Genomic DNA, 14,335 nt, shown 5'->3' with positions numbered 1-14,335 from the left:
AGCCGTTCCACCGTCTTTTCCCGTCTCACCGCGGGTTTTCCCCTGTTGTACACGGGGCCGCCACGCGGTTCCCCGGGGGTCGCGGAGGTGGAAGCGGCGTTCTGACGTGCGAAGAGCTGCCAAACTTGTTCGAGCACGCCGCCTAGGAGGTGTTTGTGAAGTTCCGGCCATATGCCCGGATGCCCCGACCGCTCATGTGGCTCGCGCGGGTGGTGACCACCCTCGTGGTGCTCTGCCTGGCTCTGGCCGGAGCGGGGGTGCTGGCCGTACGAGCGTCGTTCCCGCAGGTGTCGGGCGACCTCAAGGTGAAGGGCCTGACCGGAAAAGTCACCGTATATCGCGATAAAACAGGGGTGCCGCATATCTATGCGGACTCCTCGGAGGACCTGTTCCTCGCCCAGGGCTACGTGCACGCCCAGGACCGGTTCTTCGAGATGGACTTCCGCAGGCACGTGACGGCCGGACGCCTGTCCGAGATGTTCGGCCCCTCGACGCTCCCCGAGGACAAGGCCATCAGGACCATGGGCTGGCGGCGGATCGCCGAGCGGGAGCTGCCGATGCTCTCCGAGCAGACCCGCCGCTATCTCGACGCCTACGCCAGGGGCGTCAACTCCTGGATGGAGCAGCACGAGGGCGCACTCGGCAAGAGCCTGGAGTACGGCCTGCTCAGGCTCACCAACTCCGGCTACCAGCCGGAGCCGTGGACCCCCGTCGACTCCGTCGCCTGGCTCAAGGCCATGGCCTGGGACCTGCGCTCCAACCTCTCCGACGAGATCGGCAGAGCGGTGGCGGCGAGCAAGCTGCCCCGTGAACGGGTCGAGCAGCTCTGGCCCGGCTACCCCTTCGGCACACACCGGCCGATCGTCACCAAGGGCTCGGTCACCGACCACGGCTTCGACCAGGCCCAGGAGCCGCGTGGCGCCTCACCCGGCCCCGAGGAGAGCGCCGACCCCACGGCGCTGACCGGGGCCGCCGCGACCGTCGCCGCGGTACCGAGCCTGATGGGCGACCCCAAGGGGGGCAACGGCATCGGCTCGAACTCCTGGGTCGTCGGCGGCGCGCACACCGCCTCGGGCAAGCCGCTGCTGGCCAACGACCCGCACCTGGCGCCGGGGATGCCCTCGATCTGGTACCAGGCCGGGCTGCACTGCCGTACCAAGAGTGAGCGGTGTTCCTTCGACGTCACCGGGTTCACCTTCTCCGGGCTGCCCGGCGTGATCATCGGGCACAACGACCGGGTCGCCTGGGGGTTCACCAACCTCGGCCCCGACGTCGCCGACCTGTATCTCGAACGGGTGAAGGACGACTCCTACCTGTTCATGGGCGAGTGGCGGCCGCTCACCACGAGGGCCGAGAAGATCGAGGTCGCGGGTGGCGATCCGGTCACGCTCACTGTGCGCGAGACCCTGCACGGGCCGATCATCTCCGACGTCATGGGCGACGCGAAGGACGCCCTGCCCGGCGCGGCCGCGGTCTTCAGGGAACCGGCGGACGCGGTCGCCCTCAAGTGGACCGCGCTGGAACCCGGCAGGACCGCGGACGCGATCTTCGACCTCAACACGGCACGTGACTGGCCGAGTTTCAGGGCGGCGGCGAGCAAGTTCGAGGTTCCCTCGCAGAACATGGTCTACGCCGACGTGGACGGCAACATCGGCTACCAGGCGCCCGGCCGCATCCCCGTCAGGACCAGGGGCGACGGCACCTGGCCCGTCCCCGGCTGGACCGGCGAGTACTCCTGGCAGTCGACCATCCCCTTCCAGGACCTGCCCAGCGCCTACAACCCACCGGAGGGCTACGTCGTGACCGCGAACAACGCGGTCGTCGATCCCGGGCGCTACCCGCACATGCTGACCAAGGACTGGGCGTACGGCTACCGCTCCCAGCGCATCCTCGACCGCCTTGAGGCCGAGATCGCCAAGGGCAAGGTGGACGTCGAGACCATGGGCGCGGTCCAGCAGGACACCGGCAACGGCCTCGCGCCCTTCCTGGTGCCCCGCCTGACGGCCCTGAAGGTGGCCGGGGACCCGGCACGCGCCCTCGACCTGCTGCGTTCCTGGGACGGCTCGCAGGGTGTCGACTCGGCCCCCGCGGCGTACTTCAACGCCGTCTGGCGACACCTGCTCATCGAGACCTTCAACGACGACCTGCCGGAGGTGGCCTGGCCGACCGGCGGCGACCGGTGGTTCGAGGTGGTCCGCGTCATGCTCGACCGGCCGGAGGACCCGTTCTGGGACGACACGCGGACGCCGCAGCGGGAGACCCGCGACGACATGCTGCGCCGGGCCATGGCGCTCGGCTACGACGAGCTGCGGCGGCTCCTGGGCGAGGACGTCAAGGCGTGGCGCTGGGGTGAGGTGCACACGCTCACCCTGACCAGCCAGACCTTCGGCTCCTCGGGGATCTCTCTGGTCGAACGGCTGTTCAACCGTGGCCCGTTCCCGGTGCCGGGCAACGACGACGCGGTCGACGCCGCGGGCTGGGACGTCCAGGAGGGGTACGAGGTCAGCTGGCTGCCGTCGATGCGGATGGTCGTCGACCTCGCCGACCTGGACAGGTCACGATGGATCAACCTGACGGGCGCCTCGGGACACGCCTTCCACGCCAACTACTGGGACCAGGCGCCCCTGTGGGCCGACGGCGGGACGACGCCGATGCTCTCCCGCGAGGAGTCCGTCAGAAAGGCCGCCGTCGACACCCTGACCCTCACGCCGTGACCCGTCTCACGGCAGGACGCGGGACTCGCCGACGGCCAGGTCCCACAGGTCGGCGCGGTCTCTGCCCGCCGCGGCCCATGCCGCGCGGGCCTGTTCGACCGGGGCCAGCAGCGGCTCGCCGGACAGCAGGAAGGTGCCCCAGTGCATCGTCGCCATCCGCCGCGCCCCGACGTCCGCGCACGCCTGTACGGCCTGCGCCGGATCGACGTGCGAGTTCTTCATGAACCAGCGGGGCTCGAACGCGCCGACCGGCATCAGGGCCAGGTCGACGCCCGCCGGATAGCGCTCCCCGATCTGGGCGAAGCGCTCGCCGTACCCGCTGTCCCCGGCGAAGTAGACCGTCTGGTCCACGGTCCTGATGACCCAGCCGCCCCACAGCGTCCTGCAGGTGTCGCTGATCGACCTGCGGCTCCAGTGGTGGGCGGGGACGAAGTCGAAGGACACCTCGCCGATCTCGGTGCTCTCCCACCAGTCGAGTTCGACGACGTCGGTGAAGCCCCGCCGGGTGAACCAGGGCCTCAGTCTGGCCGGGACGAGGACGGGGGTGTCCCTGGGCAGGCGCCGTACGGTCGGGGCGTCCAGATGGTCGTAGTGGTTGTGGCTGATCACCACGGCGTCGATCCTGGGCAGGTCCGTCCAGGCGACGCCGGGCGGGGTGAGCCTGGGCCTGCCCCCGGGGATGCGCCTGGCCCAGACGGGGTCGGTGAGGATCGTCAGGCCGCCCATCTGCAGGACGTAGGTCGCGTGCCCGACCCAGGTGACCACGGTCTCGGTCGCCACCGGCCTGGGCAGCCCGTTCCTGGTCACCGGGATCAGGTCGGCGTCCCCGGTCTCCGGCCGGAACCCGCCGTGCCACATGGCGGCGAGCAGTTCCTGGAAGGCGGGCAACGGAGAGGTCAGCCGGTCTCTGAAGCTACGTGGCCACGCCCGTTCCGGTACGCGCGGCGAGATCTCAGGCTGGATCGTCTGAGACATGGGTGACCCCCTTGGCAACCACCGGTCCGGGCGATGATCCCTATATGAGGTGATTTATTCCCATTAAGGTGACTTAAGCCGAAACCGCCAGGGCGATTTACGGGTCCAGTTCCCGTCTTCCAGGTTCGCGAGGCGCTCGGGCACGCGCGGGGCCCCATGCCGGAGGGGCCGGACCGCGCACGCGGCCCGGCCCCTCCACTGTGGATCACCACAGTGTTTCCGCTCCGTCACGGGGAACCGCGGAATCCGGTCCCACGCCGTTCATCGATCAACGAATCAATGCCGACGGAGATGTTCACCGAATTATCCTCGACCGATCACACCCCAGAGGACCGGACGTGGAACAACCCGGCGACCGTCTCCCCGGAAAACGGCGTCGTCCCGATGTTCCTCGGTCTCCACCGCCACGGAGTCGGTTCAGCGGGGACCCTTCGCCCGGGCGTACTCGATGTCGTACGGCATGCCGGGCAGGGTCATCCCGGGCCTGACGCACCGGTCGTATCCGGGCCGGTCGAAGGTCCGCCCGACACGGATGAGAACCCGGTCGGAGGAGCCACAGTGGTGGTAGCAGGCCACGGCACCCCTTCGTGTTCTGGCTGGAATTTCGTCAAAACTATCCGCCGGACGGACTCCGGCTCCACCGTGATCCCTGCCAAATGACGAAGGTTTGCCGCCAACCTCCTCCGCCGTCACAAAATCCTAAAACCGCTTCCTGAACCACCATGGTGATTTACGGATGTAGTTTCCGTCCTCCAGGTTCGCGAGGCGTTCGAAGACGTTCCACGAGGAGGGGTCGCCGCAGACGAGCACCGAGACGACCACCGCCACGACGTACAGCGGAAGCATCGGCAGTCCCGCGCAGAACATGTACTGCGAGGCGTGCCTGCCCTCGTGCCTGACCAGGGACTCGGTCAGACTCCCCTCCTGCGACCTGGTCAGCACCACGTTGCCGACGGTGAACGCCCCGGCGACGGGGAACGGGATGCGGTAGCCGTAGGCGAGGATCAGCCCGTCCGGCCCCGCCCTCCTCCTGGCGCCGCCCAGCCGTACCAGCAACAGTCCGAGCGGGGTGGACAGGTTGAGGTAGTTGAGCGTGCGCCGTACGCGATGCAACCGCCGCATACCAGGATTGTGCGCCGCCGTGCCGCGGGGAGCCAACGGCTCTCCGGTACGGGAGATGACCGGATCGTCTGCCTCGCGACCGTTCGCGAGTCCGAGGTTACGATTGGCGGCTGCGACGCGGTGGCGCGATCGTCACCGCCAACGTGGACATCCTCAGTGGCGGGTCAGCAGCCAGGAGCCGCCGTGTGAGGTCGGGGTGATCAGGACGGCCACCAGGGCGGCGATCATGCCCCCGTAGAGGTAGACGTAGCCCGACAGGTCGGCGGCGATGATCACGTCGCCCTCCTGTCTGCCGGAGAGCCACATCATCGTCATCACCAGCCAGCCGCTCGCGGCGGCCAGGGCCGCCAGCTTGCCGCGCATCATCCGCCCGGCCCCGTAGCAGACGGCGAACAGCGCCAGGACGCAGCCGAAGGAGGAGATCGGGACCGTGGTCGGCCTGAGGTACCACGAATGCTGGAAGGCGCCCAGAAGGCCCATGAGAAGGCCGAGAACGAAGAGGACGGCGTACGCCGCCACGGCGACCGCCCTGCCCGAGGACCGCTCGGCCGTGGGGACCTGCTCCATCACAACCATGGAGGCTAGTCGATCCCGGCGAAGAGATCGTCCTCCGGCTTGTACGGCTCGCCGAGGCCGCCGACCTCGACCGGTGCCGCCGGAGCGCCGGAGCCGGGGAGGCCGGAGCGCAGGATGTAGTGCTCGACCGCCAGCACCTCCTGGCCGACGTCGTTCGACAGGGCGTACCACGGGGCCTCGACGCTGATCTGGGTGGCGTGCGCCCGCATCGCCGCGAACTTGGCCTCGATGTGCGCGCGGGCGTCGATCTCGGTGGTGACGTCCTCGTCGGCGCAGCCGTACGGCAGGTCCTCGACCCGCTCGGGGAGGAAGCGCGTCCCGGCCTCGACCAGCGCCTGGGCGGTCCTGCGCATCGTGGACCTGGCCACCGCGGTGACGTAGAACTTGGCGATCCGCCACGGCTCGCCCTCGCCGAACGCCGGGTCCGCGGCCAGTTCGAAGGCCCGTGCCGAGACGCGGTGCGCCTGGATGTGGTCGGGGTGGCCGTAGAAGCCGTTCTCGTCGTAGGTGACGAGGACCTGGGGACGCGTCTCGCGGATGACCTTGACCAGTTCTCCGGCCGCCTCGTCCAGGTCGGCCCGCCAGAAGGCGGCGGGGTGGTCGTTCGAGGCCACGCCCATCATGCCGGAGTCGCGCCAGCGCCCCGGGCCGCCGAGGAAGCGGTGGTCGGTGACGCCGAGGGCCGCGCAGGCGGCGGCCAGCTCGCCGATCCGGTGCCCGCCGAGGGCGTCGTCACGGTCGGACGTCAGGTGGGCCAGGCCGGGCGGGATGACCTCGCCCTCGTCGCCCAGGGTGCAGGTCACCAGGGTCACCCCGGCTCCCTCGGCGGCGTACTTCGCCATGGTGGCGCCGGTGCCGATCGTCTCGTCATCGGGATGGGCGTGCACGAGCAGCAGACGGCGGTCGTTCATGGTTCGAGGGTAGCCGCCGGGTGTAGAGCGTGACACGGACCGCACCGGATATCCGGGTGGGCCCGGCCTTGGTGAAGCCCCGCTTCAGGGCGGCCAGCCGGGGGTCGCTCTGCCACTCGGTCCCCGGGAGCCGCCGGGAGACCAGCCACACCCGCTCCGCGCCGGGGTCGAAGGGCACCAGCTTCCCGTACGGCCCGCCGTACACGGAGACGAACAGCCAGAAGCGTTCCGGCGCGTAGAGCACGGCGTCGCCGGGGCGTTCGGCGGCGCCGAGCTCGGCCGCCAGGGTGCGCAGGTCGTCGGGGCGGTTGGCGGGGCCCCTGACGGTCAGCTGGGCGCTCATGGACAGCGCCGCGAGGGCGGCCAGGGCCGCCAGGCCGATCGGTGCCCGCCCGGAGAACGGCCGGGGCAGTCCCGCCAGACCGGCCCCGGCCAGCAGCGCCAGGGCGGGCAGGACGAACATGACGTAGCGCGGGTTGTAGACCGGGTACACCTGGGAGATCGCGTAGGACAGCGCGACCGGGACGAGGGCCCACGGCAGGGCGACCTCCGTGAGCGACGCCCTGCCGTACCAGACGCCGAGCAGGGCGAGCAGCCCCAGGAGGGCGAGGAACAGCGGCGGGGTGCCCGAGTCCTGCCAGGAGACGGGTCCTCCGGAGATCTCCACACCGAACTGCGCCAGGGCCGCCAGGTCGGGCGTCTTCAGCCAGAAGAGCTGTTCGTCCCGCTGCCCGGAGGCCATGAGGACCAGGGGAACCAGCAGCACCGCCGCCCCGGCGAGCGCCGCGAGCCAGGGCAGGATCTCCCGTCGCCCGCGGCGGAGCACGATGAGGGCGTGCGCGGGCAGCAGGAGCAGCGCGTAGAGGTGGAACCAGCCGAGCAGGGCGACCAGCAGGCCGTAACCGGCGTGGCGGGAGCGCCGTTCGCCGAGCAGGACCAGGGTCGAGGCCACCGCGACCGCGCTGACCAGGGCGTAGCTGCGTGCCTCCTGACCGTAGCGGCTGACCATGGGGATGAGCGCGTAGGCCAGGCCCGCGTAGGTCCCGGTCCAGGAGCCGGGGGCGGAGAGCCTGCGGCCCAGGGCCGTGATCCCGGCCGCCGCCCCGGCGACCGCGAGCGCGGAGGGCAGCCTGACCGCGACCTCCCCGCCGAGGGCGGCGAAGGGGCGTAGCAGCAGGTAGTACAGCGCGTGGACGGTGTCGATGTGGGAGAGCAGCTCGCGCAGCTCGTCGAAGGACATCCTGGCCGCCAGGACGCTGACCGACTCGTCACGCCAGAACGAGGGGACGCCGATCCCCCACATCACGAACGCGAAGGCCAGAACGGCGGGCGTCCCGGGGGAGCGAGCGATTCGCTCGGTAAGCGTCACTCGCCCAAGTTTCTCCCATGATCACATTCATTTGGACCATCCTGGGAGATCCCTTCCCGGGACCGTACTGGCAAGATGACTGGTATGAGTGAGAGTTTTCCTCGGCTGCACGCAAGGACCCGCCGCTTCACCCTCGGCGTTCCCCGTGCGTTCACGGTCGCGCCCGACGGTGCGCGGATTGTCTTCCTGCGGACCAAGGGCGGCTGTGACCCGGTCACCTGTCTGTGGGAGTTCGACGTGGCCAGCGGCACGGAACGGCTGATCGCCGATCCCCGGGTCATCGCCGCCGACGAGGAGAACCTCCCGCCGGAGGAACGGGCACGCCGCGAGCGCGCCAGGGAGTCGGCGGGCGGCATCGTCGCCTACAGCACCGACGCCGCGGTGACCACGGCCGCCTTCGCCCTCTCCGGCGGCCTGTACGTCGTGGACCTGCGGACCAGGAGCGTGCGCCACCTGCGCACCCCGGGCCCGGTCATCGACCCCCGGCTCTCCCCGACCGGTGTGCACGTCGGATACGTGACCGGTGGCGCCTTCCACGTCCAGGACCTTGAGGACGAGGTCGACCACGCGCTCGCCCGCCCCGAGGCGCCCGAGGTGACCTACGGCCTGGCCGAGTTCATCGCCGCCGAGGAGATGGACCGGATGCGCGGCTACTGGTGGTCCCCGTCCGGCGAGGCCGTACTGGTCGAGCGGGCCGACGACTCACCGGTCGAGAAGTGGCACATCGCCGACCCGGCCAACCCCGCCAGGCCCGCGACCGAGCAGCGCTACCCCGCGGCGGGAACCCCCAACGCCAAGGTCGAACTGTTCGTGCTGTCCCTGGCCGGTGGCCGCGTCCCGGTGCCCTTCACCGACGAGTACCTCGTCAACGCCGCCTGGGACGACCACGGCCTGTCCATCGTCACCATGACGCGTGACCAGCGGACCATGCGCCTGTTCGACGTCGACCCCGAGACCGGCGCCTCCTCCCTCGTCCGCGAGGACACCGACGCCGCCTGGGTCGACGTCGTCACCGGCGTCCCCGGCCACCTGTCGGACGGCTCCCTCGTCTGGGTGACGAACCTCGACGGGGGCCGCCGCCTGATCGTCGGCGACCAGCCCGTCACCCCGGCCTCCCTCCAGGTCCGCGACGTCGCGGGCGTCAGCGGCGACACGGTGCTGTTCCGCGCCAGCGGCGAGCCGTCCGAGATCGCGCTGTGGGCCTACAAGGACGGGCGGATCACCCTGGTCAGCCCGCAGGACAGCGGCGTCTACAGCGGCCAGGCCGCGGGCGGGACCCTCGTGGTCACCGGCCAGACCCTCGACGGAGAGGGACCGGTCACCCGCGTCTCCCACCACGGCCGCCACGTCGGGCACATCACCTCCCACGCCGAACGCCACGGCCTCGACCTGCGGGTCTCCCTGATCCGTACGGGCGAGCGCGAGCTGTCGACCGCCGTGGTCTTCCCGTCAGGGCACGTGCCCGGCTCGGCGAGGCTCCCGGTCCTCATGGACCCGTACGGCGGCCCGCACGCCCAGCGTGTCCTGTCCGCCTCGGGCGCCTACCTGACCAGCCAGTGGTTCGCCGACCAGGGCTTCGCGGTCGTGGTCGCCGACGGCCGGGGCACCCCGGGACGCGGCCCCGAGTTCGAGCGGGAGATCCTGCACGACCTGGCGACCCCGGTCCTCGACGACCAGGTGGACGCCCTGCACGGCGCGGCGGAGCGCTTCCCCGACGACCTGGACCTGTCCAGGGTCGGCATCAGGGGCTGGTCGTTCGGCGGCTACCTCGCGGCGCTGGCCGTGCTGCGGCGGCCCGACGTCTTCCACGCCGCCATCGCCGGAGCCCCGGTGACCGACTGGCGGCTCTACGACACCTGCTACACCGAGCGCTATCTCGGCCAGCCCGCCGAGGGGCACTACGACGCCTCGTCGCTGTTCGCGGACGCCGAGAAGCTCGAACGCCCGCTCCTGCTGATCCACGGCCTGGCCGACGACAACGTGGTGGCCGCGCACACGCTGCGCCTGTCGTCCGCGCTGCTGGCCGCCGGGCGCCCGCACAACGTGCTGCCGCTGTCCGGCGTCACCCACATGACGCCGCAGGAGGTCGTGGCCGAGAACCTCCTGCTGCTGCAGGTGGACTTCCTCAACAAGGCCCTGTCCTGACGAGGAGCGGCCGCCGTACCCTCCCCGGGGTACGGCGGCCGCTTCCGTTCAGTCCTGGGGCGTCACTTGAAACGCTGCCACTTGCCCGCCGACCGCTTGATGCCGTTGCGGCCGTGGCCGGTAGCGGGGCCCGTGTTGGAGCCGGGGCCCGCACCCGCGCTGCGGCCCCCGGGGGCGGCGTCGTCGGCACTGGCCTCGGGGTCGTAGGTGTCCCCGCCCTGCGGGCCGGTGGCGCCCCCGTTCTTGCCACCGCCCCTGCCGCCGACCTTGCCGCCGCTGTGGCCGCCGGTCATCGAGCGGACGTCCTGGCCTGCGTCCTCGGCGGCCCTGTTCCGCTTGGCGGGCCGCCCGGTCTTCGTCGGGCCGGGCGAGGGGGTCGCCACGGGGGCCGGGTCCGCGGTGACGGTGTGACCGACGGCGGGCACGGCGGCCTCGGCCGGCCCCCCGCAGATCATGAAGGCGGGGACAAGAAGGGCGGCTCCCGCCAGGAGCCTGCCCAGCGTCGAGCTCGTGACGGATGCGATCGATTCAGGTGACACGGGGGCACCCCTTTCCTGCGACTTTTCGCACTCGACTGACCACTGTCAGTGACGATCACTGTAGTCGCGCGGAGCCGTTTCCCCCGGAAGGTGCACCCGGAGGTTCCCCTCCTTTCCCCACCGGACAGGACGGTTTTCCTTCACTCCGCCGTTGGCGTGCCAGCTGCTCCACAGGGCGGCGTAGGAGCCACCCGCGGCGACCAGCTCTTCGTGGGAGCCGAGTTCGCTGATCCGCCCGTCCTCGACCACCGCGACCCGGTCGGCGTCGTGCGCCGTGTAGAGGCGGTGGGCGATGGCGATCACCGTACGGCCGTCGAGCACCGCGGCCAGCGAACGCTCAAGGGAACGGGCCGCCCTGGGGTCGATCAGCGAGGTCGCCTCGTCCAGGACGAGGGTGTGCGGGTCGGCCAGGACCAGCCGGGCCAGGGCGAGCTGCTGGGCCTGGGCGGGCGGGACCGGCTCACCGCCGGAACCGACCATCGTGTCCAGCCCGTCGGGCAGACCGGCGGCCCACTCCCAGGCGTCCACCGCCTCAAGCGCCGCCCTGACCTGGTCCGCGTCGGCGTCCGGACGGGCGATCAGCACGTTCTCCCGCAGCGTGCCCCGGAACACGTGGTGTTCCTGGGTCACCAGCGCGACGTGGCCGCGCAGGTCGTCGAGCGGGAGCTCGACCAGCGGGGCGCCGCCGACCGTGACCGAGCCGGTCCGCGGCCCGTGGACGCCCGCGAGCAGGCGGCCGAGCGTCGACTTGCCCGCCCCGGAGGGACCGACCATGGCCAGCCGCTCCCCCGGCCTGACCACCAGGTCGACGCCGTGCAGCACGTCGTGTCCCTCGCGGTAGGCGTAGCGGACGTCCTCGGCCCGCAACTCCTCCCCCTCGGGAGCCTCGGAACCGGCCTCCCGGTCGTCGGGCACCTCGGCGACGCCGAGCAGCCGGGCCATGGAGGCGCCGCCCACCTGGAGTTCGTCCACCCACGACATCAGCCGGTCGAGCGGGTCGGCCAGCTGCTGCACGTACAGCGTGGCCGCCGTCACCTGGGCGATCGTGACCCAGCCCTGGGTGTAGAAGACACCCCCGGCCAGCAGCGTCGTCACGATCGGGAGCACGTAACCGAACTCGACGGCCGGGAACCACACCATGCGCAGCCCGAGGGTGTAGCGTTCGGCCGCCCACGACCTGGCGATGTCGACGTCCGTACGGCGCCGCCTGCGCTCCTGGAGTCCCAGGGCCTCGACGGTACGGGCGCCGCCGACCGTCTCGGCCAGCCCCTCGGTCATGTCCGCGTAGGCGGCGTTCTCCCGCAGGTAGCCGTCCCGCGCCCGCCTGAGGTACCACCGCGTCGAGATCCACAGCAGCGGTACGACCAGCAGCGCGGGCAGCACGAGCAACGGCCCGGTCAGTATCAGCGCCCCCGCGGTGATCACGAAGGCCACCAGGGCGATCACCGTCTCCGGTACGGCGTGCCGCACGCTGCGGGAGAGGGTGTCCACGTCCCGCGAGGTGCGGGTGATCAGGTCGCCGGACCCCGCGCGCTCGACCGTGGACAGCGGCAGGGCGAGGACCCGGCCGACGAACTCCTCGCGCAGTTCGGCGAGGACCTTCTCCCCGAGCCGTGAGGAGACGTAGACCGCGAACCTGACGAGCACCCCCTGCGCGGCGAGGAAGCCCGCGATGGCCAGCGCGACCACGGTGACGTCGATCCCCGTGCCGTTCTTGATGCCGTGGACGAGGTCGCCGAGCATCCACGGCACGACCAGGCCCGCCGCCGCGGCCAGGCCGTGCAGGCCGAGGGCCGCCGACAGCGTGCCGGGATACTTCAGGGTGAGTCTGCGGGCGTAGGCCCGTACCTGTGCCCGGTCGGCGACCGGGAGGATCTGCCCGCTCACGCGGCCTCCTTTCCTGGGTTCCCGCGTCCGGCGCCGGCGGGTTCCGGGGGCCGCGTGGACTCCTCCTCTCCCCTGGTGACGACGGCGCGGTAGTCCGCGCTGACGGCCAGCAGTTCCCTGTGGGTGCCCTGGGCCCGCGCGACGCCCTCCTCCACGTAGATCACGTGATCGGCGTGGTCGAGCACCAACGGGCTCGTGGTGCAGACGAGGGTGGTTCTGCCCGCCCTGGCCTCCGCCAGCCGTACGGCGATGCGCGCCTCGCTGTGCGCGTCGACCGCGCTGGTCGGCTCGATGAGGATGAGCACCTCGGGGTCGGCGGCCAGCGCCCTGGCCAGCCGCAGCCGCTGCCGCTGGCCGCCGGAGAACTCCCGGCCCGCCTCGGCGACGGCCGCGTCGAGACCGCCGGGCAGCGCCTCGACGACGTCCTCGGCGCACGCGGCGCGCAGGGCGCGGTTGATCGTCTCCTCGGAGGCGGTCCCGGTCACGTCCAGCTCGTCCCTGAGCACCCCGGCGAACATCCCGGCCTCGTTGTCGGCGACCAGGATCCGGCGGCGGACCTCGGCGACCGGCAGACTGTCCAGCGGTACGTCGCCGAAGTCCACGTCGCCGTCGGCGTACCGGCCGAGCCGGTCGGCGATCGTCGCGCTCTCCTCGGGGACGGCCGAGACGACGGCCGTGAGGGCACCCGGGCGTACGGCGACGCCGGAGGCGACGTCACGCAGCAGGCCGCCGGGCGAGGTCCCGGTGCCGCCGGTGATCTCGGGCCGCAGGTTGAGGATCCGCACCACCCTGCGGGCGGCCACGTGTCCCTTGGTCAGCTTGTCCGCGGTCTCGGTGAGCGTGCGCAGCGGGGAGATCAGGAAGGCGGCGTAGCCGTAGAAGGCCACGAGCTGGCCCACGGTGATCTCCCCGCTGAGCGCGAACCTGGCGCCGAGCCAGGTCACGCCCGCGATCAGCAGGCCGGGCAGCAGGACCTGGGCTCCCTCAAGGGTCGCCTCGATCGCGGCGACCCGCACGCCCGCCCGCCGTACCTTCTGGGACTCCTCCGCGTAGCGCTCGGCGAAGATCTGCTCGCCGCCGACGCCGCGCAGCACGCGCAGGCCGGCGACGATGTCGGCGGCCCTGGTCGAGAGCTCCCCCTGGAGGTCACGGTGGGCGTGCTGGCGCCGGTGCAGCGGCCTGAGCAGGGGGCCGACCGCGACGGCCATGATCGGAACACCGACGAGCACGGTCAGTCCGAGCGCGGGCGAGGTGCTGATGAGGATGACGGTGACCGTGACGACGGCGACGACCGCCCCCGTGCCCCGCAGCAGGATGTCCATCGCGTTGCCGATGTGGGCGATGTCGGAGTTGCCGACGCTGACCACCTCGCCGGTCGACACCCGCTTGGGCAGGGTCGCCCCCAGCCTGGTGGCCTGCCTGACGGTGACCTGGACCGTGCGGTAGGCGGCGGACAGCCAGTTGAAGACGGCCATCCGGTGACGAAGGGTGCTCGTCACCGCCTGCGCCACTCCCAGGCCGAACACGACCGCCGTCCAGATGAGCAGGCTCCGCATGTCCTGGTTCCAGATGGCGTCCACGCTGCGACCGATCGCGGCGGGGATCAGGGCCATCGAGGTCCACCACAGGATGGCGTAGCCGATGCCGATGAGCAGGGGACCGGCTTGCGAGCGGGCGGTCCAGAGGAGATATCGGAAGGGACTTCGGGAATCGGGATCGCCGGGATCAGCGGCAGGCAGGGAACGCATAGCCCTACCAGGCTGACAAACCCCACGATCACCCGGCAAACCGTTTTCTGACCGTGAGACGGGCCTCGTCAATCAAGGTTGACATCTCAATGGCGTCAACTTACATTGACATACATGAGCGACACGGCACAGCTGGCCTCGGACGCGGGCAGCCGCGACCCGGCCGTCGGCCTGCGGGCCGTACGGGCGTTGCGGATCCTCGTCGATCGGCTGGAGGCCCTCCAGGTCGAGAACGCCAGACAACAGGGCTGGTCCTGGCAGGAGATCGCCCACTGCCTTGAGGTGACGAGGCAGGCGGTCCACAAGAAGTACGCCGGTGGCCGCGGGCTGCTGAGACGGGAGAGGTAGC

At 71.2% G+C, this 14,335-nt stretch carries 12 protein-coding genes; 3 read left to right on the top strand and 9 right to left on the bottom strand.

Features of this window, described 5'->3' with window-relative positions:
- The first annotated feature begins 179 nt into the window (after positions 1 to 179).
- The gene (locus ABZ470_RS25130; RefSeq protein WP_362914214.1) at positions 180 to 2,714 is read left to right on the top strand and encodes a penicillin acylase family protein; all 2,535 of its coding nucleotides are present in this window, start codon (positions 180 to 182) and stop codon (positions 2,712 to 2,714) included.
- Between the two features lie 6 nt (positions 2,715 to 2,720).
- On the opposite strand, the gene ABZ470_RS25125 is transcribed toward ABZ470_RS25130, so the two are convergent.
- From ABZ470_RS25125 to ABZ470_RS25100, 6 genes are all read right to left on the bottom strand, one after another.
- Positions 2,721 to 3,689, bottom strand: coding sequence for an MBL fold metallo-hydrolase (locus ABZ470_RS25125; RefSeq protein WP_362914212.1), 969 nt, complete (start codon positions 3,687 to 3,689; stop codon positions 2,721 to 2,723).
- A 417-nt stretch (positions 3,690 to 4,106) separates the two neighbouring features.
- A complete protein-coding gene (locus tag ABZ470_RS25120; protein WP_362914210.1) occupies positions 4,107 to 4,265 on the bottom strand; it encodes a DUF6355 family natural product biosynthesis protein in 159 nt (52 codons plus the stop codon).
- A gap of 123 nt (positions 4,266 to 4,388) precedes the next feature.
- On the bottom strand, positions 4,389 to 4,811 hold the full coding sequence (locus tag ABZ470_RS25115) for a hypothetical protein (protein WP_362914208.1): 423 nt from the start codon (positions 4,809 to 4,811) through the stop codon (positions 4,389 to 4,391).
- 153 nt (positions 4,812 to 4,964) lie between these two features.
- Positions 4,965 to 5,387 (bottom strand): DUF6113 family protein, encoded by a 423-nt coding sequence (locus ABZ470_RS25110; RefSeq protein WP_352013732.1) that lies wholly within the window; start codon positions 5,385 to 5,387, stop codon positions 4,965 to 4,967.
- Between the two features lie 5 nt (positions 5,388 to 5,392).
- Positions 5,393 to 6,298, bottom strand: a complete 906-nt coding sequence (mshB, locus tag ABZ470_RS25105) for an N-acetyl-1-D-myo-inositol-2-amino-2-deoxy-alpha-D-glucopyranoside deacetylase (protein WP_362914206.1) — start codon at positions 6,296 to 6,298, stop codon at positions 5,393 to 5,395.
- Entirely contained in the window at positions 6,255 to 7,667 is a 1,413-nt protein-coding gene (locus tag ABZ470_RS25100) for a hypothetical protein (protein WP_362914204.1), read from the bottom strand. The genes mshB and ABZ470_RS25100 overlap by 44 nt, the downstream gene beginning before the upstream one ends.
- Before the next feature lie 84 nt (positions 7,668 to 7,751).
- Between ABZ470_RS25100 and ABZ470_RS25095 the strand changes: the two genes are divergently transcribed.
- On the top strand, positions 7,752 to 9,812 hold the full coding sequence (locus ABZ470_RS25095) for a prolyl oligopeptidase family serine peptidase (RefSeq protein WP_362914202.1): 2,061 nt from the start codon (positions 7,752 to 7,754) through the stop codon (positions 9,810 to 9,812).
- A 62-nt stretch (positions 9,813 to 9,874) separates the two neighbouring features.
- Here ABZ470_RS25095 and ABZ470_RS25090 read toward each other — a convergent pair whose 3' ends face one another.
- Genes ABZ470_RS25090 through ABZ470_RS25080 form a run of 3 tightly spaced genes read right to left on the bottom strand, consistent with a single transcriptional unit; the run spans position 9,875 to position 13,986 of the window.
- The gene (locus ABZ470_RS25090; RefSeq protein ID WP_362914200.1) at positions 9,875 to 10,351 is read right to left on the bottom strand and encodes a hypothetical protein; all 477 of its coding nucleotides are present in this window, start codon (positions 10,349 to 10,351) and stop codon (positions 9,875 to 9,877) included.
- Positions 10,352 to 10,396: 45 nt separating this feature from the next.
- A complete protein-coding gene (locus ABZ470_RS25085; RefSeq protein ID WP_362914198.1) occupies positions 10,397 to 12,238 on the bottom strand; it encodes an ABC transporter ATP-binding protein in 1,842 nt (613 codons plus the stop codon).
- Positions 12,235 to 13,986: an ABC transporter ATP-binding protein gene (locus ABZ470_RS25080; RefSeq protein WP_362914196.1), complete on the bottom strand. Its 1,752-nt coding sequence runs from the start codon at positions 13,984 to 13,986 to the stop codon at positions 12,235 to 12,237. The genes ABZ470_RS25085 and ABZ470_RS25080 overlap by 4 nt, the downstream gene beginning before the upstream one ends.
- 114 nt (positions 13,987 to 14,100) lie before the next feature.
- On the opposite strand from ABZ470_RS25080, the gene ABZ470_RS25075 reads away from it, so the two are divergent.
- Positions 14,101 to 14,334 carry an RNA polymerase subunit sigma-70 gene (locus tag ABZ470_RS25075; RefSeq protein WP_352013739.1) on the top strand — a complete coding sequence of 78 codons (234 nt, stop codon included), beginning with the start codon at positions 14,101 to 14,103 and terminating at the stop codon, positions 14,332 to 14,334.
- Position 14,335 lies beyond the last annotated feature (1 nt).

Origin of the sequence: Streptosporangium sp. NPDC020072 (assembly GCF_040631445.1) — a bacterium.
GTDB lineage: Bacteria > Actinomycetota > Actinomycetes > Streptosporangiales > Streptosporangiaceae > Streptosporangium.
The sequence above is the reverse complement of the archived record's forward strand: the minus strand, read 5'-3'. Positions and strand labels throughout refer to the sequence as shown.